Genomic DNA, 24,716 nt, shown 5'->3' with positions numbered 1-24,716 from the left:
CGCACCGCAACAGTAAAAAAGCAGTTTTCAGCAGCTTGGTTCCAATCCGCCTACGGGGTCGGAACGGGCGGTATGGCGAGCGGCATCTCCAGGCGGGAGCCAGCTACAATTCCAAGCTCCTGCGAACGTCCGCCTCTGATCTCAAGGACATAACGTACTGGCCCGCCAGACCCGATGACGCTTTCCGACAAGGGGACCGTGCGTTCTGCGATCTTCTGGACAACACCAGCCTCATCGATGAACAGCATGTCGAGAGAGGACGGCGTGTCCTTCATCCACATGGTGGCCACTCGGCTCTCGCCGAAATCAAAGATCATGCCCGCATCATCTGGTAGCGGGTCACGAAACATGAGCCCCCTCGCCCGCTGCTCGATGGTTATCGCCCATTCGACGACAAAGTCATGAACCGCACCTGCAGGTGTGATGATTCGGATCGGCCCCTTCGCGAAGGTCACGTCAGCCAACGCGTGACCCGTCATCAGGAAAAACGCAAAAAGCGCCACTACGGCGCTTTTCATCGAGGTACTCTTGAAATTTACAAGCGTCATGTGATCAATGCGCCCGTATGGCAGGGCCTGGCGTGTCCGGATGTATCTCCGCTGCCATCAGCCCTTTTTCACCCGGCCCGAATCGAACCAATACGCTTTGGCCGGGTCGAAGCTCCGTGAGACCAAAACGTCTCAGGGTTTCCATGTGAACGAAGATGTCTTCCGTACCCTCGCCCCTGGTCAGGAAGCCGAAGCCCTTGGTGCGGTTGAACCATTTCACCAAAACGCGCTCGAGGCCGCTGGTTGGAACAACTTGCACATGGGTCCGCACTGGCGGCATCTGAGACGGGTGAACGGCGGTCGACTGATCCATCGAGAGGATGCGGAACGCCTGATAGCCACGATCTCTTTTCTGGATCAGAGCGACTATACGCGTTCCTTCCAGAATCGTCTGATAGCCATCGCGTCGAAGGCAGGTCACATGCAGCAACACGTCCTGCATCCCGTTGTCAGGAACGATAAAACCGAAACCCTTGGCAACATCGAACCATTTGATGACGCCGGTGATCTCAATCAGATCGACGGGCTCACCAGATAACTCTTCGAAACCAGCGAGCCCTTTCGATGAAAAACTGTCCGCCATTTCCCCAAGCCCCTCGAAAACGCGTCACATTGGTAGAGTTAACTGATTCTTGACGACAAGATTAACATTTTGCCAACGCTGATGCGCAAGTCCTAGTTTCATGTTTACCCAGAAGCTTTTGAAGCCTCAGGCTTGCTCGAGGCTTTCGACTGTTCCATATCCCAATGAACAAGAGGAGAAACTCATGCGCTATCTGCACACCATGGTCCGCGTCAAAGATCTGGATGCTTCACTTCATTTCTACTGCGATCTGTTCGGGCTCACCGAGATCCGCCGCTATGAAAACGAAAAAGGGCGTTTCACCTTGGTCTTCCTCGCCGCCCAAGGGGATCTCGATCACGCGAAACAGGCCATGTCACCCTGCCTTGAACTCACCTATAACTGGGACCCAGAGGATTACACCGGAGGCCGCAATTTCGGTCACCTCGCCTACGAGGTCGATGATATCTATGCCATCTGCCAAAAGTTGATGGACAATGGCGTCACGATCAATCGTCCACCGCGCGATGGCCATATGGCATTTGTCCGTTCTCCTGACGGTATTTCGATTGAAATCCTCCAGAAGGGCGAGAGTCTGGCACCGGCCGAGCCCTGGCTGTCCATGCCCAATACTGGCAGCTGGTAAACCGCTTCGCGCAAGTTTGTCGTGCTATCGTGAAATCAAGATTGGGGGCCTCGCCTCCTACATCGCCGGAACAGGCGGGCAATTGATTTCACGGAGACGGCCATGGCCCATCAATCCGGCAGAACATTCTCAATATCGACCTCAGCAGTCGGTGTCACTGTTGCGTGCTTGGCGTTGTCGGCATGCCAGACGAAGATTGATGAAGCATTCAATATCAATCAGGTGGCAACCGCTGCTCCTTCGACCACCGTCACAGGCAAAGACAGCACGGGCTATGTCGATCCCATGGTCGTTTCTGCATCCCAAGCGGATACAGCAGAGATTGCGGGAGAATCGTCTGCCGTGACGGCATTTGCGCAGCAAGACCCCAATCTGACTGCCGAGGTATCGCAAGATGGTGGCAGCGGACCCGCGAATCTCAGAGAACTGACCATGCAGCCGACTGCGGTCAATGCTCAGACAAACAGCATCTTCTCTATTGCTGCCGCACCGGCCGCAGTTTCCGTCGAAACCGGAACGAATGGTGCCAGCATTGTTCCGGCAGATATGCCAAGCCGCCGTATTCAAGCCGCGCAGAAAAGCCTGTTCAGCGCACCTCCGCATATCCAGCCGGCAGGCCTTACCGAGACCGTTGAACCAGCGCCTCGCCAAGCGGTGGCAAGCGCCGGTAATACCGGTGAATTGCCGCTCTATGAGCGGGATGCAAGGGCGAAGCCGCAGAGACTGAGCGAGACGCCGAGTGCGTCGCCTCTCCCTGTTGTCGATCCGGCCGAGCCACTTCCGGCAACTGAACTCGCGCGGGTTACCGAAACAGCTGCCGCACCGAAGCGAAGGTGGCTGCCAAGCCTGCCGAACATCCTGCGTGGCGGAAAGGGCAACCCGCAACGGTGAATCCTGGCTCATGCCGCTCGCCGACGAATGCGGCCAAGCCCTTGTTCTGATGTGACATTCATCGTCAAACGCCAACAAATCCGGGAGCAAAACTCTTTTTTGCACCGTTTTCACATTTTGATCTTGCAGGAAAAAAATCTCCTGACTATAAGGGCGCCACGAAGCGCACGCGCCCTTCGTCTATCGGTTAGGACACCAGATTTTCATTCTGGGAAGAGGGGTTCGACTCCCCTAGGGCGTGCCACTTCACCTCAGTCTGAAAGCGATGTATTGATCTGCTTCCCCTAAGTTGGGCTGGGCGGTCGCGGCATGGTGTTCTTATCCACAAGCCTGGATAAAATCGGTTCGATTTCCGCACGATCCTCTTGCCATCGTCATCGCGCATCGTCATAAGAGCGTCACGAAGCGCACGCGCCCTTCGTCTATCGGTTAGGACACCAGATTTTCATTCTGGGAAGAGGGGTTCGACTCCCCTAGGGCGTGCCACTTCACTCCTCGATCACGGTTGAAAACGCACATGACAGCGCAGCCAAGTTGTTGTTTGCGCTTGCGATAAGTGATGCCGGATGCCTGTGGAAAAAATGTCGACATAGGTGACGAGACCTCTTGCATTACCCCTAAGTTCCGGTCATAAGGGCGCCACCGAAGCGCACGCGCCCTTCGTCTATCGGTTAGGACACCAGATTTTCATTCTGGGAAGAGGGGTTCGACTCCCCTAGGGCGTGCCACTTCACCCTCACAAATTCTGCTTTCTGGCCGGCCTTTCACGATGCCTTGGCGGCATCGATGACGCGTAGCTGTATGCGGCGATTTCCCTGCCAATGATCTGCGCCGAGCGTCCCCGCAACATGGATCTGATTGCCGCGACTGTTCATCAGAAAATGTCCAAGTTCGGTTTCAGCCGCTCGAAACGCAATTCCCTCCAGTCTTGTGCCATCTGCAGCTTCGAGCGTGATCTTGATGTGTGTTGTTCCCACCGGCCGCACATCGCGCAAACGGTGTGCGGGTACGGCGAAAATCGGTTGAGGATGGCCCGAACCGTATGGACCTGCATGCTCAAGCTGATCGATCAAACCGATCGTGGCACCGGATGCGCCCAAGGCTCCGTCGATCTTCAGCGTCTGGTTGGCGACCAGACCGGCGATCTGGTTTCTCGAGGCATCCTCGAAAAAGGCTCTGAGCTGCCCAAGTTTTGACCGTTCGACTGTCAGACCGGCCGCCATGGCATGGCCACCGCCTTTCACCAGCAATCCCTTGTCGACGGCCGCGCGCACCATCCGCCCCAGATCAAACCCGTTGATGGAGCGCCCGGAGCCGGTTCCCTTTCCGGAGGAATCAAGTGCGATTGCAAAAGCTGGCCGTTTGAACCGCTCCTTCAGTCTTGCCGCCAGCAGCCCAACGATACCGGGATGCCAGTTTTCCTGAGCCGTTAGAATCACCGAAGCATTTTCGCCGGTCCCGTACTCCGCCATGGCTTCCGCTTCCGCCTGAGCCAGCATCTGCGCTTCCATCGCCTGACGCTCACGATTGAGCTCATCAAGGCGAGCGGCGATTTCATTGGCCTGCTCCGCATCATCCATGGTCAAAAGCCGGCTCCCGAGGGCCGCATCTCCGATTCGCCCACCCGCATTGATGCGCGGCCCAACCAAGAAGCCGAAATGGTAGGGCGTGACCGGTCCACCGATTCCGGCAACCTTCAAGAGAGCGGCCAGACCGGCATTGTTCTGATGTCGCGCGGCAATCAAACCCTTTACGACATAAGCGCGATTGAGGCCTTTAAGCGGGACAACATCACAGACGGTCGCCAGAGCGACAAGATCAAGCCAGGCCAGCAGGTCCAGCGAACGGGCCTGCGGGTGGCCCTGATCGCGCAAATGGCGGAGCGTGGCGACCAGCACAAGAAAAACCACACCGGCCGCGCAAAGGTGCCCCTGCCCCGAAAGATCATCCTCACGATTCGGGTTCACCAGGGCGTGGCAGGATGGCATTTCGTGACCCATCTGATGGTGGTCGATGACGACCACGTCAATGGCGCGCGATGCGGCGGCCCGCAAAGCGTCAATGCTCGTCGAACCGCAGTCGACGGTGACAATCAGGTTTGCGCCTCGATCGATCAATTGATCAATCGCTGCGGCGTTGGGGCCGTAACCCTCGAAAATCCTGTCCGGGATATAGATCTCAACGTCCAGACCGAAGTGACGGAAAAATCGCGCCACCAATGCCGATGAAGCCGCGCCGTCAACGTCATAGTCGCCGAAGATTGCGACCTTCTCCGCACGAATGATGGCCGAGGCCAGCCTGGCGGCAGCCGCCTCACAATCTGTCAGCGTCGCTGGATCCGGCATGAGTGTCCGTATTGTCGGATCGAGAAACTGCGGAGCTTCATCGACGCCAACGCCTCGACCAGCCAGCACGCGTGCGACCAGTTCGGGAATACCGTGCACCTGCGTCATGGCCAAAGCACGATTCTGAGCTGCCTGATCCGTTCGTGACATCCATCGTTGGCCGCTCACCGAGGCTTCTACGCCCAGGAAGGCGCGGGGCACGGGATCGACGGCTTCCGACATGACAACTCCTGCACTGCTCTGAGGTTGGTACTCACCGAGTGATCGGACCGGTCGGCGACAAACCCCGCAAAGACCCTGGCATTTACGCACCGGCTTACCCACCACCAAAGGTTCACGCCTTCTACAGTATTGAGCTGAAAAACGGTATCAGAATCGGGCTTTACGTAGGGCTCTTCGTGAGTTCAGTAGAACCAATGCCCTTATCAAAGCACGATCGTCACCGCCAAGGCCAGACGCTTCATTGTCATGGAGAAAGCTTGAGATGGTGGCGCGTCAAGCAAGGAGCCAGGCAACCACCCCGAAAGGAACTGCCATAATTACAGGGAAAACACCGATTGGGAGCCATCCACTATTCACCGGGCCTGCGGCCTGTACAGGCTCCACCGACCCTTGGTCGATGACCATGCTTGGATGGCTGATCCCCTCCTCTGATCCGTAAGCGCCGTCTGTCCGCCCCATCGAACGCCAAGCCGTGCTCGTTCCCATTCGCTCCCTCCCAAGAACCAATGCGAATTTACTGTAACGGGATAAATCGTCAATGGCGAGAGGCGAACAAGACCTTGCGGCTGTGTTTCGGCACAAATGTCGCGACGACGTCAGCCTTTCGGGCGCTCTATCCGGATCACCTGCGGCTCACCCACGAGATAGCCTTCCTGCTTGATCGCAGCAACAGCCCGACGAACGGCATTCTCCATGGTGGCATGGGTCACCAGGATGATTGTCTGGTGCTGTCCTGGACGTGCCGCCTGCTTTGAATGCTGCACGATTGATTCCAGAGAGATATCATTCGCCGCCATGTTGGACGCAATGCTGGCAAACACGCCTGTGCGGTCCTGAACGGTCAGACGGATGAAGTAGCCACCTTCATGGCTCTGCATGGCCGCTTGACGGTACGGCTCCAGCAGATGGGCCGGACGCCCCAGAACCGGAACCTTCTGCGCGCCAGGACGGCTCTTGGCGATATCGGTAATGTCTCCAAGTACGGCGGAGGCCGTCGCATTGCCCCCTGCTCCGGGCCCAACCATCAGAAGTTCGCCGAGAATATCCGACTCCAGCGCGACCGCATTCGTGACACCATCGACCTGCGCAATAACGGAATCCAGCGGCACCATGGTGGGATGCACCCGCTGTTCAATGCCACTTTCCGTTCGCTGGGCAACGCCGAGAAGCTTGATCCGATAGCCAAGATCTCGAGCGGCGTGAATGTCTTCGATCGAGATATTGCTGATGCCTTCAAGGTAGATCGAATCGGCGGCAATCTCCGAGCCAAACGCAAGAGTCGTGAGGATGGAAAGCTTATGTGCCGTATCATTACCTTCGATGTCGAAAGTCGGATCTGCTTCGGCATAGCCCAGACGCTGCGCTTCCTGGAGGCAGGCCTCGAAGGTCAGCGATTCCTTTTCCATCCGGGTGAGGATGTAATTGCAGGTGCCGTTCATGATCCCGTAGATTCGGGAGAAGTTGTTACCAGTCAGGGATTCGCGCAACGTCTTGATAACAGGAATACCACCAGCGACCGCCGCTTCGTAATTCAGAAGCACGCCCTTGGCCTCAGCCATCTGGGCGAGTTCGACACCGCAGCGCGCAAGCAGCGCCTTGTTGGCGGTGACCACGTGCAGACCGCGATTGAGTGCGGCTCTTACAGACAGGTCAGCAGAACCCTCGGCCCCGCCGATCAGTTCCACGAAGACGTCGATATCGGCATCCCGCGCCATTTCCGCAGGATCATCAAACCAGGCAATCCCGTCCATGCTGATGCCGCGATCCTTGTCGCGCGACCGTGCCGACACCGCCGTCACCTGGATCGAGCGACCGCAGGCTACGGCAAGGGCATTGGCACGCTGCTGGAGGATGCGAACGAGCGAGGCACCGACAGTACCCAGTCCCGCCACGCCGATTTTAAGGGCATCAGCCATGGATTATTCCTGGTCTTCATCAAATGGATGGTTGGCGGCCAGCAGCGGGCCGCCGCAAATCAACGGTGGGCGTTGAGGGATATGACGTTGTGCATCGTCTCGTCAGCGGTCGATAGAAACTTCTTGATGCTGCGGGCAGCCTGACGGATGCGGTGTTCGTTCTCAACCAGTGCAAGCCGGACATATTCATCGCCCATTTCGCCAAAGCCTATTCCCGGCGCGACAGCAACATCAGCCTTTTCGACCAGAAGCTTCGAGAACTCAAGCGAGCCGAGATGGCGGAACTTTTCCGGGATCTTTGCCCAGGCAAACATGGTGGCAGCCGGCGGCGGAACTTCGAAACCAGCCTTGCCGAAACTATCGACCATCACATCGCGGCGGCGCTTATAGACGTTGCGTACTTCGGCAATGTCCGAGCCGTCGCCGTTGAGAGCATGGGTCGCGGCGACCTGGATCGGCGTGAATGCGCCGTAGTCGAGGTAGGACTTGACCCGCGTCAGCGCAGATATGAGACGCTCGTTGCCGACAGCAAAGCCCATGCGCCAACCGGGCATGGAGAAGGTCTTCGACATTGAGGTGAACTCCACGGTGCAGTCCATGGCGCCCGGAACTTCAAGCACGGACGGCGGCGGCGGACCGTCGAAATAGATCTCGGAATAGGCAAGGTCAGACAGTACGATGATGTCATGCTTCTTCGCAAAAGCGATAACGTCCTTGTAGAAATCCAGCGACGCGATCTTCGCCGTCGGATTTGAAGGATAGTTCAAGATGAGAGCGAGAGGCTTCGGAATCGAGTGGCGTACTGCCCGCTCAAGCGGCGGGAAGAAGGTCTCGTCCGGCTCAACCGAAATCGAACGGATGACGCCCCCGGTCATCAGAAATCCAAAGGCGTGAATTGGATAGGTCGGGTTCGGGCAAAGGATAACATCGCCCGGTGCGGTTATGGCTTGCGCCATGTTGGCAAAGCCTTCCTTCGAACCCAGCGTTGCAACGACCTGCGTGTCCGGATTGAGCTTTACATTGAAGCGGCGCGCATAATAGGCGGCCTGGGCCCGGCGGAGGCCTGGAATACCTTTTGAAGACGAATATCGGTGCGTCCGCGGATCCTGGACCACTTCGCACAGCTTATCGACAATGCCCTGCGGCGTTGGAAGGTCCGGATTGCCCATCCCAAGGTCGATGATGTCCGCGCCACCCGCTCGCGCGCTTGCCTTCAAACGATTGACCTGTTCGAAAACATAGGGCGGCAAACGCCGGACTTTATGAAACTCTTCCATCTTCAACCCCTGGAACCGCTCGGGCACGCAGGCCGCGGCAGGCGGATTCGTTGTCCAATGTCGTCGCCCGGGCCGTAACGAATCGCAAAACCGGAAGGGGCAACCATATCCCATCTGGGTCGCTAACGACCGATCATGGCGCAATTTCGCTTTTGTCGCGGATTCGCCAGAAAAGGCTGCTGTTTCCCTGCTGTTGCTTTGCGGAAAATCAGGGCGAAAGGCAAGCGCTAATTCTCGATCTGCGAGAGCGTTTCCTGGCCATGTTGTTCGGCAAGCTTGCGCAACGCCGCCAGTCGTTGCTGGTATTGCGCTTCGGTCAGCGAGCCGGAGGCACGCGCTGTTGAAAGCGCGGTCAATTCAGCCTGCAAGGCTGCCGCCTCTTCATTGCTCATCTGCACACTGGCCGCATTCAGCGGCCCCGCAAAGGTCGGATAGCCATCTCGACCACGCACTTGGGCCGAAGGCGCGTCTACAACCGTTTCCGGTTCGTCAACATTCACTTCCAGCGCCGAGACAATCGCGTTTCCATCAGAGGTCCCGGTCGACTGGCATCCGCTGGCTGCCAACGCAACGACAAGCATCAAGAAAGAGATGGACGGAAGGGACAAAACTGATCTCTCGCTGTGCTGGTTCATGGTCTCTTCTTGTCGGCAATCGCTCGAAATCCGTTCAAAATTGAGGATGCGAAAGCCATCTTATCACGAAAGACTATGCATCCTGTCGCTGGAACTTCTAGTCGTTTTCATGCAGGATAGGCAAACACAAAAGACTTCAATGCGATCCTGGGGAGGACAGCGTGGACCAGAAACGCGAAGATGCGGCCCATTCGGCTCCCGGTTTCGATCCGAAGTTGATTGAACCCTACATCGTGAAAGACCCCCAGGCGCTCGCGGTCAATGCCGCGAAGGCCCTTGAGAATCTTGGCAAGGCAGCGTCGACCTGGCTGGCACCGCGGGAACGGGGCGAAATCATTGATCCGGTATCGGAACCGATGACGGAACTCGTGAAGACGATGTCCAAGGTCGCCGAATACTGGATGGCCGATCCGAAGCGGACGCTTGAGGCACAGACGCATTTGCTGAGTGCCGTATTTGCTGTGTGGTCGCGGTCCATGACGCGGTTCTCGTCTACCGATCAGGCAGTGGCCGATCCTTTGCCGAAAGACAAACGCTTCGCCGACGAGGACTGGCAGCGCAATCCTTTCTTCGACTTTCTGAGACAAACCTATCTGGTCCTGTCCGAATGGGCGGAGAAACTCGTAACCGATGCCGAGGGGCTAGACGACCATACGCGTCACAAGGCAGCATTTTACATGCGCCAGATAACTGCTGCCCTGTCTCCCGCCAATTTCGTGGCCACCAACCCGCAGCTCTACCGCGAAACAGTGGCAAGCAGCGGCGCCAACCTCGTCAAGGGCATGAAGATGCTGGCGGAAGACATCGCAGCGGGTCGCGGCGAGTTGCGGATGCGGCAGACCGATACAAGCAAGTTCGTTGTCGGCCAGAACATGGCGATCACGCCCGGCAAGGTTATCGCGCAAAGCGATGTCTGCGAGGTGTTGCAATACGAGGCGACGACGGAAACGGTATTGAAACGACCGCTCTTGATCTGCCCGCCCTGGATCAACAAGTTCTACATTCTGGATCTCAATCCGCAGAAGAGCTTCATCAAATGGTGCGTCGACCAGGGACACACCGTGTTCGTAATCTCGTGGGTAAACCCGGATGAACGTCACGCGCACAAGGACTGGGAAAGCTATATTCGCGAGGGCGTCGACTTCGCTCTGGATGCAATCGAAAAGGCGACCGGTGAAACCGAAGTCAACAGCGTTGGCTATTGCGTTGGCGGCACCCTTCTTGCCGCCACTCTTGCACTCCATGCGCAAGAAAAGAACAGCCGCATTGCAAGCTCGACGCTCTTTACCACGCAAGTGGATTTCACCTATGCCGGCGACCTCAAGGTCTTCGTTGACGAAGACCAGTTGCAGGGCCTTGAAGACCGCATGCAGCAGACCGGTTATCTGGATGGCTCCAAGATGGCATCCGCCTTCAACATGCTGCGTGCCTCAGAGCTGATCTGGCCCTATTTCGTCAACAACTATCTGAAGGGCCAGGATCCCATGCCCTTCGACCTGCTTTACTGGAACTCCGATTCCACCCGGATGGCCGCAGCCAACCACTCCTTCTACCTGCGCAACTGTTACCTCAACAACACGCTGAGCCAGGGCAAGATGCAGCTTGCAGGCAAGACGCTCTTGCTCAAGGACGTGAAGATACCGATCTACAATCTGGCGACGCGCGAAGACCACATTGCGCCGGCCAAATCGGTATTCATTGGAAGCCAGTGCTTTGGTGGACCCGTCGAATATGTGTTGAGCGGGTCTGGCCATATTGCCGGAGTCGTCAATCCGCCCGACAAGCAGAAGTACCAATACTGGACCAATGGCGCACCCAAGGGGGACTATGAAAGCTGGGTCGAGTCTGCGAAGGAAACTCCGGGCTCCTGGTGGCCGCACTGGCAAAGGTGGATCGAGAACTTGAACAGCGAAAGGGTACCGGCCCGCAAACCAGGTGGCGATGCGCTGAATGCGATCTCAGATGCACCTGGAAGCTATGTTCTTGCCCGTGTCTGAGGAGACCGGTTTTCCTCTTCCGCCGAGGTCAGTGCATCGGTGATATTTGATCCGCCCCTTATACCTGCGGTGCTTTTGCGCCGCTACAAGCGATTCCTGTTTGACGCAGTTCTTTCTGACGGCAGCGAGATAACCGGCTTTTGCCCAAACACCGGTTCGATGCGAGGATTGACCGCACCCGGATCGCGCGTCTGGCTTTCCGATCACGAGGGCAGCGGCCGCAAGCACCGCTACGCACTGGAACTGGTCGAGACAGACGGGACCGTGGTCGGGATCAACACCGCCCTGCCAAACCGGCTTGCAGAAGAGGCAATCCTGAAGGGTCTTGTCCCACAGTTTGGCGCCTTTGCCGATCTCAGGCGGGAGCAACGTTATGGGCGGAATTCGCGCATAGACATCCTGCTTCAGAATGCGTCCGGACCGAACATTTATGTGGAGGCCAAGAATGTCCATTTCATCCGTAGTCCGGCGCTCGCGGAGTTTCCCGATAGCGTGACAACGAGAGGCGCCAAACATCTGGAGGAACTGGGCGATATGGTCGAAGCGGGCCACCGGGCAGCGATGCTCTTTGTCGTTCAACGCAATGATTGTGAGCGCCTGCGGATTTGTGGAGATCTTGATCCGGCCTATGGGCGTGCCTTTGCCCGAGCAGTTACGCGCGGAGTGGAGGCTTATGCCGTCCGTTGTTTTGCCGATTCATCCAAAATCGTGCCAGATAAGCTCATCAAGATAGACGAACCGGGCCTGCCTGCTTTATGAAGGCGCTCAGCGAAAACGCAGCAGAACCGAAAGCGGTCGAATGGTAACCTACATCGATGCAGCATCCGCTCCCCTCAAGAACACGGGAGCCATCCGCCTCTACACTGCGGAGGATTTCGAAGGTATGCGTCGTGCTTGCCAGCTGACTGCGCGCTGCCTTGATGCGCTCGTGCCCATCGTCAGGCCGGGCGTCACGACGGCGGCGATCGACCGTTTTGTTTTCGAATTCGGCATGGACCACAATGCCCTTCCTGCGACGCTGAACTATCGCGGCTACAAATATTCAGTATGCACATCGATCAACCATGTCGTATGTCACGGCATGCCGGATGACAAACCGCTGAGGGATGGCGACATAGTCAATATCGACGTCACTTTCCTGCTTGATGGATGGCACGGTGATTCCAGCCGAATGTATCCGGTGGGTCAGATCAAGCGAGCAGCCGAACGTCTGATGGAAGTGACCCATGAATGCCTCATGCGCGGCATTGCCGCTGTTCGGCCCGGAGCGAAGACGGGTGCCATCGGCGAGGCGATCCAGACCTTTGCTGAGTCCGAGCGGTGCTCCGTGGTTCGGGATTTTTGCGGTCATGGCGTAGGTCGCCTCTTCCATGACAGCCCCAATATCCTGCATTACGGCAAAGCCAACGAGGGGCCCGAAATCCGGGAAGGCATGATCTTTACCATCGAGCCGATGATCAATCTTGGCAAGCCGCATGTGAAGGTGCTTTCGGATGGCTGGACAGCCGTGACGCGAGATCGATCCCTCACGGCACAGTATGAGCATACCGTTGGCGTGACATCGAATGGCTGCGAAATCTTCACTCTGTCGCCAGCCGGGCTTGACCGCCCCGGTCTAGCTTGATCACGCCGCTCAAGCCCCTACAACCTTTTGATACATGGAGACACCGAGACACCTTGCGCGCGCCAAAAGGCGTGTCACTATGGCACATCGTGACGGTAGCCCCTGCAAGATGCAGTTGCCGACGCCAAGGACGAGTTGTGCTTTAAGGTTCAGACGATGGCAAAGCGCCCCCTATCCGAGTTGAGCGATCGTTTGCCAGAGAAAGACTTTGAAAGCGACGCGAATGGCGTGGCGGGCGGCCTCGCTGACGAAAGCCTTTTCTTTGCAGAACAGCAAGCGCGATCTGCCCCGATTGCCCGATCAGGAAATCAGTCTGTCCCGACAAAGCAGGATGAACAGCATTATCACGGTCATCGGGAGCGGCTGCGACAACGCTTTCGCGATGGTGGGGATGAGGCTCTGGCAGACTACGAATTGCTCGAGCTCCTGCTGTTTCGGCTGATTCCAAGGCGGGACACGAAGCCCATTGCAAAGGCTCTGCTTGCCCGTTTCGGCTCGCTGTCAGGGGTTCTGGGAGCGTCACCTGCCCTTCTGCAGGAAGTCAAGGGTGTCGGCGAGACTGTCGCGCAAGACCTTAAACTGATGGCAAACATTGCCAAGCGGATGCTGAAGGCGGAACTGCGCGAAAAGCAGGTGTTGTCATCCTGGTCATCGGTGATCGAGTATTGCCATGCCTGCATGGCCCACGAAACCACGGAGCAATTCAGGATCCTGTTCCTGGACAAGCGCAATGTGCTGATTGCGGACGAGGTGCAGGGACGGGGCACGGTCGACCACACGCCCGTCTACCCTCGCGAAGTCGTAAAACGTGCACTTGAATTATCGGCAACCGCCGTGATTCTTGTCCACAATCATCCAAGCGGCGATCCGACACCATCGCGCGCCGATATCGACATGACCCGCACCATCATCGACACGGCAAAGCCACTCGGCATTACGGTTCACGATCACATCATCATCGGCAAGGACGGCCATGCCAGCTTCAGGGGCCTCAAGCTGATCTGAAGCATTTGCGCGGACTCTCAGACAGCGGTCCGGTGATCGCTCCCATGCGCTGCTGCGAGTTGACAGATCTGAAGCCTGCCCCCTACACAGAGGGATCAGGAGACGCCCGGCCATGCTAAACCATGAAATTAATTCAACAAATCGGCTCAAAAACAAGATCGGACCGGTGATCGGCATTGACCTTGGCGGAACGAAGATACTGGCCGGGATAGCGGATCCGGATGGTCGCCTTCTTGCCCAGAGGAGCGAGCCGACCGCCCATGGTGCCGGTGCCCCCGTGCTGCAGCAGATGGCGCGGCTTTGCGGCGAACTTGCCGCAGATGTCGGGGCATCGCTGTCCGAGGTGGTTCGCATGGCAATCGGGATACCGAGCGCGGTTGATCCAAAGACGGGCCTTGCCAGTCTGTCGCCGAACCTGGCTCTACCGGAAGACAAACCCCTCAGCCGTCTCATGCAAGGCTTCGTGCCCTGCCCCGTCCTGGTGGAAAATGATGTTAATCTCGCAGCCTTCGGTGAAGCGCATGCGGGCATTGGCAAGGGCAAGGATTCACTGGTGTTTCTATCTTTTGGCACCGGTATCGGCATGGGAACCGTTATTGGCGGGCGTCTGTTGCGCGGTGCGCATGGACGGGCGGGCGAGATAGCCTATCTGCCGATTGGCGATGCGCCTCATCTTAGAGCACCCTCATCGCCAAATGGCTTGCTGGAAGATGCCGTGGGTACACCTGGCATCCGCGCCCGCTATCTTTCGAGTGGTGGCAGTGTCGCCGATCTGTTTGACCAGGCAACGCGCGGGGACGCCTTGGCACTCGCCGCACTTGATGAGGTTGCACGCAACTCGGCCATCGGCCTTGCGGCCATCCACGCGTTGATTGACCCCAGTGTGACCGTCATCGGTGGTGGATTTGGCAGTCGACCGGAATTTTTCGAGCGTTTACAGCGCGAAATTGCTCTGCTGCTTCCTTTTCCGTGCCGTCTCGAGCCGTCCCGTTTCGGCCATGAGGCGGGTCTTGCGGGGGCGATCATGTTTGCACTGAATCACCAGGCGCACTGATCGCCGCCGAAAACCGCGCTGAGGAATGACAGCCGAGGCAATCCGATAACGAAACGGTTAGAATGGTCTGCTAGTTTGACAAGCGCTTACATTGCAGCGCAGCATAGGCCTGCGCGATTCAGAGGCTAGCAGCATGCAGAGTTTCGATCTTGTCGTTATTGGCAGTGGCCCGGCTGGCCGGAGAGCTGCAATCCAGGCAGCAAAGCTAGAGAAAAAAGTTCTGGTGGTGGAAAAAGGCAGCCGGGTTGGCGGCGTATCCGTCCATACCGGGACAATTCCTTCGAAGACACTCCGGGAAACGGCTCTGAACCTCACCGGTTGGCGTGAACGCGGTTTCTACGGTCGCGCCTACAGGGTGAAGCAGGAAATCAGCGCCGACGATCTGCGTCGTCGCCTGCTGATCACACTCGACCACGAAGTGGATGTGCTTGAGCATCAATTCGCTCGCAACCGTGTGCAGCAGATGCGCGGCACAGCGACGTTCGTAGACGCCAACACGATCGACGTGACGAAAGACGATGGCGAGGTCTTGCGGATCCAGTCTCGATCAACCCTTCTCGCCGTCGGAACCAAGCCGTATCGACCCTCCCATATCCCCTTCGATAACTCCAGCATTATCGACAGTGACGAAATCCTCGAGATCAAGGAACTGCCTCGTTCGATGATCGTCATTGGTGCGGGGGTCATTGGCATTGAATATGCCACCATCTTCTCAGCGCTCGATACCCAGGTGACGGTGGTGGAGCCGCGCGACAGCATGCTCGATTTCATCGACAAGGAAATTGTCGAGGACTTCACCTATCAGTTGCGTGACCGCAACATGAAGCTGATTTTCGGGCAGACGGTCGAGAGCGTCGAAAAGCTTGATGGCAAGGCTCGGGTGATCTTGAAGAACGGACGATGCCTGACGGCCGAAATGGTTCTTTTTGCTGCCGGCCGGGTCGGGGCGACCGACAAGCTCAACCTCGCCGCCTGCGGGCTCGAGGCGGACAATCGCGGCAGGCTGAAAGTCAATCCGGAGACCTTCCAGACCGCCGTGCCGAGCATATACGCGGCGGGCGACGTTGTCGGCTTTCCAAGCCTTGCCTCAACATCCATGGAGCAGGGGCGAATTGCCGCCCGCCACGCGGTGGGGGCACCCGCTCAGGACCCTCCGCAATTCTTCCCCTACGGCATCTATGCCGTCCCGGAGATTTCCACCTGCGGCCTGACCGAAGAAGAGGTCATACAGCGAGGAATTCCCTACGAATGCGGTATCGCCCATTTCCGTGAGACCTCGCGTGGCCATATCATGGGCCTTGATACCGGCATGCTGAAGATGATCTTCTCCCTCAAGACACGGCGATTGCTGGGTGTTCACATTGTCGGCGAAGGGGCCACCGAACTCGTCCATATCGGGCAGGCCGTCCTGAACTTGAAGGGAACGCTCGAATATTTCGTCGAAAACACCTTCAACTATCCGACGCTGGCCGAAGCCTACAAGATCGCCGGACTGGATGCCTGGAACCGTATGGGTGAGCTGAAGGTCGAAAAGGTGGAACCCAGAGCTGCCGAGTGAAAGCTCCTCAAAAAGGGTCTGTCCAAAGATAGTCTCGCGCTGACTGGTGCGTCCGGACTTCACATCGGCCAACCTGAGAGCTTCTACAGTCTCTTGAACCAACTCCGTCCTGCAAATGTGAAAAAGCCGCCCCGAGGGACGGCTTTCTCTGAATTTCATCCGAGGCCGATCTTACTCGGCGTCGCCTTCGGCAGCCTTCTTCTTGGCGGCAGCCTTTTTCTTCGGAGCGGCTTCCTCGCCTTCGGCGGCGTCTTCAGCCTTAGCGGCCTTTTTCTTCGGAGCAGCTTTCTTGGCGGACTTGTCCTCGCCTTCGGCTTCGTCGTCGGCCAGAAGCTCTTCCTTCGAAACGGTCTTGTCGGTGACAGTCACGTCAGCCAGGAGCTTGTCGATGACCTTTTCTTCAAAGATCGGCGCGCGCAGCGAGGCCGATGCGCCAGGCGTGTTGCGGAAGAAGTCGAGGATCTGCTTTTCCTGACCCGGGAACTGCTGCAGCTGGGCAAAGAGTGCGCGCTGCATTTCCTCTTCAGACACTTCGACGCCAGCCTTCTCGCCGATTTCGGAGAGAACGAGGCCGAGGCGAACGCGACGCTCGGCAAGTGCACGGTACTCTTCACGCGCCTTTTCTTCGGTCGTGTCTTCGTCTTCGAAGGTCTTGCCGGACTGGGCAAGATCAGTGTTGATCTGGCGCCAGATGTTTTCGAACTCGGCGTCAACCAGCTTCGACGGCGCTTCGAACTTGTAGATCTCGTCGAGCTGGTCGAGGATCTGGCGCTTCACCTTCTGACGGGTGACATTGCCGTACTGGCTTTCGATCTGGCTGCGGACAACTTCCTTCAGCTTGTCGACCGATTCCAGGCCAAGCTTGGTGGCGAGTTCGTCGTTGATCTCGACTGCGGCGGGAGCTGCTACATCCTTGACGGTGATGTCGAAGGTTGCTTCCTTGCCAGCAAGGTTGGCAGCCGGATATTCGGCCGGGAAGGTCACGGTGATGACCTTTTCGTCACCGGCCTTCACGCCGACCAGCTGCTCTTCAAAGCCCGGGATGAAGCGGTTGGAGCCGAGAACCAGCTCGGCATCTTCGTCCTTGCCACCATCGAAGGGAACGCCATCGACCTTGCCGAGATAGTCCATGGTCACACGGTCGCCGTTGGCAGCCTTGCCCTTCTTGGTCTCGAACGTGCGGGCGCTTTCGGCGATCTTCAGGATCTGCTCGTTGATTTCGTCTTCCGAAACTTCAACGACTTCGCGGGTCACCTTGATCCCATCGACTGGCTTCAGTTCGATCGCAGGAATGACTTCGTAGGAAAGCGTGAACTCGAAATCAACCTGGGCGGTCAGGATCTTTTCAGCTTCCTTCTCGTCCTCGGTCATCGCGATTTCCGGCTGGGTAGCCGACTTTTCGCCGCGCTCCGACAGGATCGCCGACGGCTTTTCGCGGATGATCTCGTTGACGAGTTCCGCCATGATGGACTTGCCGTACATCTTCTTCAGATGCGAGACCGGAACCTTACCCGGACGGAAGCCGTTGATACGAACCTTGTCCTTGGCCTCAGCCAGACGTTCGTTCATCTGCTGTTCCATGTCCTTGGCCGGGATTACGACCTTGATTTCGCGCTTCAGCCCTTCAGCGAGCGTTTCGATAACCTGCATGTTCTTACCTTCATCTCGTGGCGGCCGTGCTCGGACAGCCGGTTGTTTCACTGAGCACGACGCCGGAAACCCTTTTTCCCGGACGTGGCTGCGTCGCAATCCTCAAACAATCTGCCAAGTAAAACGGTGCCGGACCGACGAGAGCGGCACGTTATCCGTCTCACGTGATCCCGCTCGTTTCATTTGGTGCGGGTAGAGAGACTTGAACTCCCACGCCTTGCGGCACCAGAACCTAAATCTGGCGTGTCTACCAATTTCACCATACCCGCGTCCAACGAACCGCATGCTGCCTTAGCGCATGGCCCCTCCGGAGCGCGCGTCTCTATATCACCCGTTTTTCTTCGCGCAAAGGAAAAATGACAGGTTGTGGATTGGAATGGCGCAAGCCTCCGGCCGCCGCCACTGGCGGTGATCTGCGCGTCGGAAAACGGCTGAGATCAATAAAGGGGCTCTTCGTAAAGTTCCTGCTCATCGAGAAACAGGGCTCTTATCTGGGCCTGACCGCTCTCTGACACTCGGACTGCCACAGAAAGCCGTCCTTCGTTGCGGGCCTCCTCCAGGACAAGCCCCTCACCCTCAGGCACATAGAAGCGCTCGATGCCATAATCCACGCGCAGATTGCCATTGCCCTGCCACAGCCAGTCATAGACCGTAATCGGCTTGGTTGTCATCACGACAGACTGGCTCGCGCGTGCGAGCGTTTCAAAGGAAGCCTCAGAGATGTTCCAATAGCCATCCGGTCCCGGCACCAGACGCACATGAAGCCGCTGGCTGCTTCCCTCCTCTGGCCGCGCACCCGCAATCAGGGCAATCGGGACATCCGATATGTCATAGTTCAATATCACATAGTCGCCGCGAAACAGATCACGGGGATCGATCGGGCGCGTTTTCAGCAGTACCTCTGTCCCGGATCGAAGGATCGAGGCCCTGCTCTCGATCATAAAGCCGAGCAAGGCAGTCTGAAGAATGACCATGCCGGCAACGGCGAGGGCAAAGATGCGATTGGGAATCATATGTCACACCTTTCGCTGAACATTGCGCCCGAAGTGTTTCTCAAGCCGGATAACAACAAGGGCAAGGAGCGCGACGATCACACCCGCCAGCAGGAAAAAGGCGGCCGTTCCCATGATGCTGTCGATTGTCTCGTAGGAGAGATACAGAACCTCCAGAGCGAAAACGAAATAGGCGAGAAAGCGTACCGCTCCGTTATCCCGTCCTTCCAGCGCCAGCGCAAGCAGACTGCCAGCCAGAATGGCAAGGCCCGTCAATACGGCCTCAAACACCCCCAGCTCGGAAAACTGGACAAAGGCGGCGGACAAGGCAGCGAGAAGCAATGGATAGAAGGTCGTGGCTCCCCCGAACCGCTGCCGCAGCCGATAGGCGGGTGAGCCCTGAATGGCCAGTCCCAGGAACAGAGCATAGGCAAGGACCGCGACAATCAGCGAAGCCGCATCAAACCGGTCAATGCCAGCCATCCAAAGCAGCCAACCGGATGCGATCATATAGGGAAAGTGCAGGGACCGCTCGTTGCCTGACCTTAGCGAAAGCCACGCAAGAATTGGACTGAGCGCCAACGGCACATAGGACCAGGCGTCCGAAAGCCAGTCTGGATCAAGTCCGATATCTTCAAGTATATAGTAACAGACAAGCAGAGCAAGAAGCCCCGACATCACTGTTAACGCGGAAGAGCGCACCAATCCGCCGGTCAAGGCTGAAACGGCAAACCATAGAAGTGCCGCCTGGAGCGCGTCACCAGACAGATGATAGGCCTGGCCAATCAGCGCAATTGCTCCACCAAAGCTTGCCGATCCCAGGACTAGGAAAACCGAGACAAGCATGGGCCTTTGCTTGAAATACGCCAAAATGGCGAGGCCATGAAAAATCCAGATGAGAAAGAATATGCCGCCAATCTTCATGAGGCGCGGTATTGCCTGCCAGTTGGCCGCGACCAGCAGGAGGATCGCCGCCGCAATCAAAACCGCTGCCAGCATCATCAGCACATTGCCAAAGCTGAAACTGCTCTTGCGCGAGTCAAGTTCGGCAAGAATTGATTGCGCGGCATCCGCGCTCAACAGGCCCTTTTCCGTCCAGAGCGCCAAATCACGCTTCAATCGCCCGCGATACATGCCATCCCCCCGCACCAATCTGACTGAGGCGCCTTGAAGGTCGACTTTCAACGCTAAGCCTGCACTGTCAATACCGTTTGCATCTTGTGCAGATATCAGACCGCAAGCACTTTCCGTAAACGTCTTCGGCACGATCATTCAAGATTGCATAACTCCCATGATCATATTGCACTGCAATACCTATGTGGAGTTGGCTAATGTCATGTCAGAAAGCGAACGGCGATGTTTCAGGCGTTCGGGCCATATTGGAAAAGATGACAGAATTCGACCGGCATTATCCTCCTCCCAATGCCAGTCGATAGGATTAACGGCACTCCTCCTCCCGGTCGTTAATCGCTTCAAACGATGCCCACCGGACCTCCTCCCCCGGTGGGCGTTGTTTTTTTGGTCGGATCACTCGCTAGAACTGACAAGCCAAGGGCCAGACAAGACCATTCAAACCTGTTGCGACAGACACCCAGTCTAAACGTGGAGGGCTGCATGGGACAGGATCAGGCTGTGGCGAAAGAAATCCGAAAAGCCGCAAAAATGACCAATTAACAAAGCGTTAACAACACCCCTATGCATGAGGCGCATAGGTGCTTTGAAGCATTGGGCCTAGCACTTCTTCGCGGTGCAACATACATTCTGATCATCGAATTCACTAAGGCCCACGGCGGGGCCCACCAGCAAATGAGGCTTACAATGAACATTGCACGCTCGCTTAACAATTGGCGCAAATACCGGCAGACCGTGACCGAACTGGGCCGGATGTCCGACCGTGAACTGCGCGACCTCGGCATTGGCCGCGAAGACATCCGTCGCGTTGCCCGTCACGCAGTCAACGGCTGATCGACCGCCCTTCAAGGGTGGTTTTCGCAGTGCAGAGAGGCTCCCGTCAGGGGGCCTTTTTTGTCGTCGTTCCACTTCATGACCGCTGCCATTTTTCTTAGCGCTGCCGCAAAACTCGCCATCCCCATGCACAAATGCATAGCAGTCGCCTAGAATTTGCACTGCACAATCTTGTTTTACGCTTGTATAACACTCTCAATCGCTGAAGCGGACAGGACCGCAGATCAGCCAACAAGAGATTACGAGGAAACAGTCATGAACCCGATCCGCCTTGCCAAGAACTGGATCAACTACCGTCGCACGATGTCCGAGCTCGGCAATCTGTCGCAGCAGACCCTCAATGACATTGGCATCACGCGTTACGAGATCCGCAATATTGCGTCGCGCTCCTTCCGTTAATCGGAACCGATATCGCTGACAGTCCGGAACGGCACCCACGGTGCCGTTTTTGATTCGTGCTCGGGGCCGCTGACGACAATACCCCTGCCGCGATCAGAGCCATCTTGTCGCAAGGTACAGAGAAGTTGCCTGGGGCATTGGAGCTTCTAGCGCTCCATGATATGGAGCCGCCATGAAACAGAGCACTTATTCCCCCATTCACATTATAGGCGGCGGGCTCGCCGGCTCCGAAGCTGCCTGGCAGATTGCAGAGGCCGGCGTTCCGGTCATTCTTCATGAAATGCGCGGAATACGCGGTACGGATGCCCACAAGGGCGACGGCCTGGCAGAGCTTGTCTGCTCGAATTCCTTCCGCTCCGACGACGCCACCTCGAATGCCGTCGGCGTCATGCATGCCGAAATGCGGCTGGCGGGCTCGTTGATCATGGCCTGCGCCGACAAGCACCAGGTTCCTGCCGGCGGCGCACTTGCGGTCGATCGCGACGGCTTCTCCGATGCAGTCACCGCCGCCATCCAAAATCATCCGCTGATCACAGTCGTACGCGAAGAAATCAAAGGCCTGCCTCCCGAGGATTGGGACCTCGCCATCATCGCATCCGGCCCTCTGACGTCTCCGGATCTGGCAGAAGCCATCCGTCAGAAGACGGGCGAAGATGCACTTGCCTTTTTTGACGCCATTGCCCCCATCGTCCACCGTGACAGCATCAATATGGACATCTGCTGGTACCAGTCGCGGTATGACAAGGTCGGTCCCGGAGGCACGGGCAAGGACTATATCAACTGCCCTCTTGATGAGCAGCAATATCATGCCTTTATCGATGCCCTGATCGCCGGCGATGCCGTCGGCTTCAAGGAATGGGAGGGTACGCCCTATTTCGATGGCTGCCTGCCGATTGAGGTCATGGCCGAGCGCGGTCGCGAGACACTCCGCCACGGACCGATGAAACCGATGGGGCTCACCAATGCCCATAATCCAACCGTCAAACCCTACGCGGTCGTGCAGCTGCGCCAGGACAATGCGCTGGGCACGCTCTACAACATGGTCGGGTTTCAGACGAAGCTGCGTTATGGCGCTCAGGCGGAAATCTTCCGGATGATACCCGGTCTTGAAAATGCGGAGTTTGCGCGCCTGGGGGGGCTTCACCGCAATACCTATATCCATTCCCCCACGCTGCTCGACCAGACTCTGCAGCTCAAGAACCGCCCCGGTCTGCGCTTCGCAGGGCAGATTACCGGTTGCGAAGGCTATGTCGAAAGCGCGTCCATTGGCCTTTTGGCAGGTCGCTTCGCTGCCGCCGAACGGAAGGGTGAGAAGATCAGCAGACCGCCGGCAACGACTGCACTAGGCTCCCTTCTCGGCCATATCACCGGTGGCCATATCGTCTCCGATGACGAACCCGGAAAGCGGTCCTTCCAGCCGATGAACATCAATTTCGGCCTATTCCCCGAACTTGAACCAGGCTCCATCGTCAAGCCCGATGGCGTCAAGCGTTTCCGCGGCAAGGACAAGACGATCACGAAGCGGCAGTTGATTGCCGCGCGTGCGCTGTCTGATTGTCGTGCATGGCTAGGCCGGGAAGCGCCTTAAGTCGTAGCGCCTCCATCAGGTGGATGGAACTGGGTTGCTGGTGAGAACACGCTCACCAGCCGGCAGATAGTTGCCAAGCAGCCAAAGTGATACTTCGGCGGCCTCTGCGGCGCTGGCAAAGGTGTACTTCCCATTGTGGAAAGGTGCATCGAGGAACTCGATGTCAAAACCCTTGCCGCCCGGGAGATCCCTGACGCGAACCGTACCGGGCTCGATCAGGTGGCAGGCATAGTGGTTGCGCAGGTGACGCATGAAGCCTGCCTTGTTGTCATGAAGACGGACAAAGACAGCCATGCCATCTGCCGTAATGTGCAGATTTCGAATGGCTTCGTTGGGAAAGGCGTGACCGAACTCTATAATGGCCATGCCCGCATCATGGGCACTGTCTCTCTCGCTCGAATGTGCCATGCGTGTGGCGACATAACCCAAGAGGCCAACCAGAGCAAACAGCACGGTCCAAGTGATCAAGCCCACGCGAATCCTCCACAGCAAAGATGCGTGCATTCCTTAGCCCGTGAGGCTTGCGCGAATGTGGTCGCGGGCAATTGCGTCGCTTCTCAGAAGCGCTGACGCCACAGCGCCATCATCATCCGCAACTGGCGGCGCCATTGCGCCATCCGACCATCTTCACGCAAAAACCGGAGCGGCTCGGCTGCAGCTCCCTTCAGAATAGGCTCCACAAGGCTCACCGGCAAGTAGGCCGGGATCAGCTGCCTTGAAAGCTTCGCGCTCGCGCGCGCTTTGCGCAGATGATCCAAGCCGATGCCTGCAAAGGCTTCGACAACACCTTCAAGCCTCGGAACATCGGCATCGAGAAAGGCTTGTCTATCCAGCCCGATTGCAGACAGGAGATCGAGCGGCATGTAGACCTGTCCGCGTGACTGATGGATTGGAAGCAGAAGCAGGCTTCCCGCGATTGCCTGGGCCACACCAGCATGCCCTGCGCTTTCACTGTTCTCTGACGCCAGTTGCGGATCAACGACAAGACTTGTCAGCTGAATGAGAGCCGATGCGGTTTCACCGGCATAGCCTTCGAACATGGACAGCGTTTCCATGGGATCATCGTAAAGGTCGAAGACCCGGGCATCCACCATGGCCAGAAGTGGCGCGAGCGGCAGGTTGTGATCACCAATTGCACGGAGCAGTTCCGCGGCCACCGGATTGGCCGCCGTCGCACCATGCGCGGAACCATTGAGCAGATCACGCCAATATTGCAGCCGCACCTCGCCCGGAAGCGGTTCGCGGACCAGATCCCGCACCCGTGCCAGTTCCGCATTGAACGCATAGAGCGCGGCAACAGCAGCGCGCTGCTCGCTCGGCGTCAGAAGACAGGCAAGATATCGGTCGCGGTCGGTCTCGCGCAGGGTGGCAAGGCAGAGCGCTTCGTTGCCCTGTCGCTCAGTGGCTGTAGGTCCCGTCTCTATCAAAATTCACCTATGCGTTCAAACCGCAATTAGAGCCGCCGCCACTGGCCGCTGTTCGGCCAGCATGATGTTATACGTGCGCACGGCTGCGCCGGTTCCCATAGGATCGCTTGAAATGCCCCTCGCCTTCAAGGCCTCGCGCAATTCCTGCGGTACCAGCCGCATCGACTTGCCCGTGCCGATCAGAAGGAACTCGACACCCGTCTCATTCAAGACTCGATCGAAGCGATCGACGCTGAGGCTGTCCCCTTCGGCCATGTCCCAGCCATAGATGCCGGAGGGGAGAAGCAGAAGCGAGCCCTTGTGTGACATATCGGCAAAGCGGAAGCCGCCATTCCCATAGGCGTCAATGGGTTCACGTCCGGGAAAATGCGCCTCCCGGACGATTATACCCTTGTTGCCGAAACCGAAGACCACG

At 57.5% G+C, this 24,716-nt stretch carries 23 protein-coding genes and 4 tRNA genes; 14 read left to right on the top strand and 13 right to left on the bottom strand.

Annotated elements, in window-relative coordinates; all coding sequences use genetic code 11:
• Positions 1-50 precede the first annotated feature (50 nt).
• Positions 51-518: a DUF192 domain-containing protein gene (locus FE840_RS12690; protein WP_138288768.1), complete on the bottom strand. Its 468-nt coding sequence runs from the start codon at positions 516-518 to the stop codon at positions 51-53.
• 34 nt (positions 519-552) lie between these two features.
• Positions 553-1,131 carry a cold-shock protein gene (locus FE840_RS12685; protein WP_138288769.1) on the bottom strand — a complete coding sequence of 193 codons (579 nt, stop codon included), beginning with the start codon at positions 1,129-1,131 and terminating at the stop codon, positions 553-555.
• Positions 1,132-1,315: 184 nt separating this feature from the next.
• Between FE840_RS12685 and gloA the strand changes: the two genes are divergently transcribed.
• From gloA to FE840_RS12660, 5 genes are all read left to right on the top strand, one after another.
• Positions 1,316-1,756, top strand: a complete 441-nt coding sequence (gloA, locus tag FE840_RS12680; protein WP_138288770.1) for a lactoylglutathione lyase — start codon at positions 1,316-1,318, stop codon at positions 1,754-1,756.
• A 102-nt stretch (positions 1,757-1,858) separates the two neighbouring features.
• Entirely contained in the window at positions 1,859-2,647 is a 789-nt protein-coding gene (locus FE840_RS12675) for a hypothetical protein (protein WP_138288771.1), read from the top strand.
• A 169-nt stretch (positions 2,648-2,816) separates the two neighbouring features.
• Positions 2,817-2,891 (top strand) — tRNA-Glu (locus FE840_RS12670).
• 167 nt (positions 2,892-3,058) lie between these two features.
• Positions 3,059-3,133 (top strand) — tRNA-Glu (locus tag FE840_RS12665).
• 167 nt (positions 3,134-3,300) lie between these two features.
• Positions 3,301-3,375, top strand: a tRNA-Glu gene (locus FE840_RS12660).
• Between the two features lie 36 nt (positions 3,376-3,411).
• Here the strand turns inward: FE840_RS12660 and recJ are convergent.
• The 4 genes from recJ to FE840_RS12640 all read right to left on the bottom strand — a co-directional run bounded on the left by recJ (position 3,412) and on the right by FE840_RS12640 (position 9,042).
• A complete protein-coding gene (gene recJ / locus FE840_RS12655) occupies positions 3,412-5,214 on the bottom strand; it encodes a single-stranded-DNA-specific exonuclease RecJ (protein WP_138288921.1) in 1,803 nt (600 codons plus the stop codon).
• Between the two features lie 596 nt (positions 5,215-5,810).
• Positions 5,811-7,130 carry a homoserine dehydrogenase gene (locus FE840_RS12650; RefSeq protein WP_138288922.1) on the bottom strand — a complete coding sequence of 440 codons (1,320 nt, stop codon included), beginning with the start codon at positions 7,128-7,130 and terminating at the stop codon, positions 5,811-5,813.
• A gap of 59 nt (positions 7,131-7,189) precedes the next feature.
• A complete protein-coding gene (locus FE840_RS12645) occupies positions 7,190-8,407 on the bottom strand; it encodes an LL-diaminopimelate aminotransferase (RefSeq protein ID WP_138288923.1) in 1,218 nt (405 codons plus the stop codon).
• Positions 8,408-8,634: 227 nt separating this feature from the next.
• Positions 8,635-9,042 (bottom strand): SHOCT domain-containing protein, encoded by a 408-nt coding sequence (locus FE840_RS12640; protein ID WP_138288924.1) that lies wholly within the window; start codon positions 9,040-9,042, stop codon positions 8,635-8,637.
• 161 nt (positions 9,043-9,203) lie between these two features.
• Here FE840_RS12640 and FE840_RS12635 point away from each other — a divergent pair, with 161 nt between their 5' ends.
• The 6 genes from FE840_RS12635 (at position 9,204) to sthA (ending at position 16,280) form a co-directional block, all read left to right on the top strand.
• Positions 9,204-11,039: a PHA/PHB synthase family protein gene (locus FE840_RS12635; RefSeq protein WP_138288925.1), complete on the top strand. Its 1,836-nt coding sequence runs from the start codon at positions 9,204-9,206 to the stop codon at positions 11,037-11,039.
• A 39-nt stretch (positions 11,040-11,078) separates the two neighbouring features.
• The gene (sfsA, locus tag FE840_RS12630) at positions 11,079-11,798 is read left to right on the top strand and encodes a DNA/RNA nuclease SfsA (RefSeq protein WP_138288926.1); all 720 of its coding nucleotides are present in this window, start codon (positions 11,079-11,081) and stop codon (positions 11,796-11,798) included.
• A 40-nt stretch (positions 11,799-11,838) separates the two neighbouring features.
• On the top strand, positions 11,839-12,663 hold the full coding sequence (gene map / locus FE840_RS12625; RefSeq protein ID WP_138288927.1) for a type I methionyl aminopeptidase: 825 nt from the start codon (positions 11,839-11,841) through the stop codon (positions 12,661-12,663).
• Positions 12,664-12,819: 156 nt separating this feature from the next.
• Positions 12,820-13,668: a RadC family protein gene (radC, locus tag FE840_RS12620; RefSeq protein ID WP_138288928.1), complete on the top strand. Its 849-nt coding sequence runs from the start codon at positions 12,820-12,822 to the stop codon at positions 13,666-13,668.
• Between the two features lie 112 nt (positions 13,669-13,780).
• Positions 13,781-14,722 carry an ROK family protein gene (locus FE840_RS12615; protein WP_138288929.1) on the top strand — a complete coding sequence of 314 codons (942 nt, stop codon included), beginning with the start codon at positions 13,781-13,783 and terminating at the stop codon, positions 14,720-14,722.
• A 133-nt stretch (positions 14,723-14,855) separates the two neighbouring features.
• Positions 14,856-16,280, top strand: a complete 1,425-nt coding sequence (gene sthA / locus FE840_RS12610) for a Si-specific NAD(P)(+) transhydrogenase (protein WP_138288930.1) — start codon at positions 14,856-14,858, stop codon at positions 16,278-16,280.
• A 171-nt stretch (positions 16,281-16,451) separates the two neighbouring features.
• Here sthA and tig read toward each other — a convergent pair whose 3' ends face one another.
• The 4 genes from tig to FE840_RS12590 form a co-directional block, all read right to left on the bottom strand.
• On the bottom strand, positions 16,452-17,930 hold the full coding sequence (tig, locus tag FE840_RS12605; protein ID WP_138288931.1) for a trigger factor: 1,479 nt from the start codon (positions 17,928-17,930) through the stop codon (positions 16,452-16,454).
• Positions 17,931-18,114: 184 nt separating this feature from the next.
• A tRNA-Leu gene (locus tag FE840_RS12600) sits at positions 18,115-18,199 on the bottom strand.
• A gap of 168 nt (positions 18,200-18,367) precedes the next feature.
• Positions 18,368-18,943: a GDYXXLXY domain-containing protein gene (locus tag FE840_RS12595; protein ID WP_138288932.1), complete on the bottom strand. Its 576-nt coding sequence runs from the start codon at positions 18,941-18,943 to the stop codon at positions 18,368-18,370.
• A 3-nt stretch (positions 18,944-18,946) separates the two neighbouring features.
• On the bottom strand, positions 18,947-20,056 hold the full coding sequence (locus tag FE840_RS12590) for a DUF2157 domain-containing protein (RefSeq protein WP_138288933.1): 1,110 nt from the start codon (positions 20,054-20,056) through the stop codon (positions 18,947-18,949).
• 684 nt (positions 20,057-20,740) lie between these two features.
• On the opposite strand from FE840_RS12590, the gene FE840_RS12585 reads away from it, so the two are divergent.
• The 3 genes from FE840_RS12585 (at position 20,741) to trmFO (ending at position 22,874) form a co-directional block, all read left to right on the top strand.
• Complete coding sequence (locus FE840_RS12585; protein WP_138288935.1) at positions 20,741-20,887, top strand: DUF1127 domain-containing protein; 147 nt, start codon at positions 20,741-20,743, stop codon at positions 20,885-20,887.
• 255 nt (positions 20,888-21,142) lie between these two features.
• Complete coding sequence (locus FE840_RS12580; protein WP_138288936.1) at positions 21,143-21,286, top strand: DUF1127 domain-containing protein; 144 nt, start codon at positions 21,143-21,145, stop codon at positions 21,284-21,286.
• 172 nt (positions 21,287-21,458) lie between these two features.
• On the top strand, positions 21,459-22,874 hold the full coding sequence (gene trmFO, locus FE840_RS12575) for a methylenetetrahydrofolate--tRNA-(uracil(54)-C(5))-methyltransferase (FADH(2)-oxidizing) TrmFO (protein WP_138288937.1): 1,416 nt from the start codon (positions 21,459-21,461) through the stop codon (positions 22,872-22,874).
• A gap of 15 nt (positions 22,875-22,889) precedes the next feature.
• On the opposite strand, the gene FE840_RS12570 is transcribed toward trmFO, so the two are convergent.
• The 3 genes from FE840_RS12570 to FE840_RS12560 all read right to left on the bottom strand — a co-directional run bounded on the left by FE840_RS12570 (position 22,890) and on the right by FE840_RS12560 (position 24,715).
• Positions 22,890-23,348 carry a hypothetical protein gene (locus FE840_RS12570; RefSeq protein WP_138288938.1) on the bottom strand — a complete coding sequence of 153 codons (459 nt, stop codon included), beginning with the start codon at positions 23,346-23,348 and terminating at the stop codon, positions 22,890-22,892.
• Between the two features lie 83 nt (positions 23,349-23,431).
• A complete protein-coding gene (locus FE840_RS12565; protein ID WP_246318767.1) occupies positions 23,432-24,301 on the bottom strand; it encodes a phytoene/squalene synthase family protein in 870 nt (289 codons plus the stop codon).
• Positions 24,302-24,316: 15 nt separating this feature from the next.
• Positions 24,317-24,715 (bottom strand): Mth938-like domain-containing protein, encoded by a 399-nt coding sequence (locus FE840_RS12560; protein WP_138288939.1) that lies wholly within the window; start codon positions 24,713-24,715, stop codon positions 24,317-24,319.
• Position 24,716 lies beyond the last annotated feature (1 nt).

It is taken from the genome of Peteryoungia desertarenae, assembly GCF_005860795.2.
GTDB lineage: Bacteria > Pseudomonadota > Alphaproteobacteria > Rhizobiales > Rhizobiaceae > Allorhizobium > Allorhizobium desertarenae.
Note: the sequence above shows the minus strand (reverse complement) of the source record. Positions and strands in the feature narration are given on the sequence as shown.

What these genes read in the sequence shown, in the direction of transcription:
- FE840_RS12690 (WP_138288768.1), bottom strand. Translation starts at nt 518, where the DNA reads ATGAAAAGCGCCGTAGTGGCGCTTTTTGCGTTTTTCCTGATGACGGGT.
- FE840_RS12685 (WP_138288769.1), bottom strand. Translation starts at nt 1,131, where the DNA reads ATGGCGGACAGTTTTTCATCGAAAGGGCTCGCTGGTTTCGAAGAGTTA.
- gloA (WP_138288770.1), top strand. Translation starts at nt 1,316, where the DNA reads ATGCGCTATCTGCACACCATGGTCCGCGTCAAAGATCTGGATGCTTCA.
- FE840_RS12675 (WP_138288771.1), top strand. Translation starts at nt 1,859, where the DNA reads ATGGCCCATCAATCCGGCAGAACATTCTCAATATCGACCTCAGCAGTC.
- recJ (WP_138288921.1), bottom strand. Translation starts at nt 5,214, where the DNA reads ATGTCGGAAGCCGTCGATCCCGTGCCCCGCGCCTTCCTGGGCGTAGAA.
- FE840_RS12650 (WP_138288922.1), bottom strand. Translation starts at nt 7,130, where the DNA reads ATGGCTGATGCCCTTAAAATCGGCGTGGCGGGACTGGGTACTGTCGGT.
- FE840_RS12645 (WP_138288923.1), bottom strand. Translation starts at nt 8,407, where the DNA reads ATGGAAGAGTTTCATAAAGTCCGGCGTTTGCCGCCCTATGTTTTCGAA.
- FE840_RS12640 (WP_138288924.1), bottom strand. Translation starts at nt 9,042, where the DNA reads ATGAACCAGCACAGCGAGAGATCAGTTTTGTCCCTTCCGTCCATCTCT.
- map (WP_138288927.1), top strand. Translation starts at nt 11,839, where the DNA reads ATGGTAACCTACATCGATGCAGCATCCGCTCCCCTCAAGAACACGGGA.
- radC (WP_138288928.1), top strand. Translation starts at nt 12,820, where the DNA reads ATGGCAAAGCGCCCCCTATCCGAGTTGAGCGATCGTTTGCCAGAGAAA.
- FE840_RS12615 (WP_138288929.1), top strand. Translation starts at nt 13,781, where the DNA reads ATGCTAAACCATGAAATTAATTCAACAAATCGGCTCAAAAACAAGATC.
- sthA (WP_138288930.1), top strand. Translation starts at nt 14,856, where the DNA reads ATGCAGAGTTTCGATCTTGTCGTTATTGGCAGTGGCCCGGCTGGCCGG.
- tig (WP_138288931.1), bottom strand. Translation starts at nt 17,930, where the DNA reads ATGCAGGTTATCGAAACGCTCGCTGAAGGGCTGAAGCGCGAAATCAAG.
- FE840_RS12595 (WP_138288932.1), bottom strand. Translation starts at nt 18,943, where the DNA reads ATGATTCCCAATCGCATCTTTGCCCTCGCCGTTGCCGGCATGGTCATT.
- FE840_RS12590 (WP_138288933.1), bottom strand. Translation starts at nt 20,056, where the DNA reads ATGTATCGCGGGCGATTGAAGCGTGATTTGGCGCTCTGGACGGAAAAG.
- FE840_RS12585 (WP_138288935.1), top strand. Translation starts at nt 20,741, where the DNA reads ATGAACATTGCACGCTCGCTTAACAATTGGCGCAAATACCGGCAGACC.
- FE840_RS12580 (WP_138288936.1), top strand. Translation starts at nt 21,143, where the DNA reads ATGAACCCGATCCGCCTTGCCAAGAACTGGATCAACTACCGTCGCACG.
- trmFO (WP_138288937.1), top strand. Translation starts at nt 21,459, where the DNA reads ATGAAACAGAGCACTTATTCCCCCATTCACATTATAGGCGGCGGGCTC.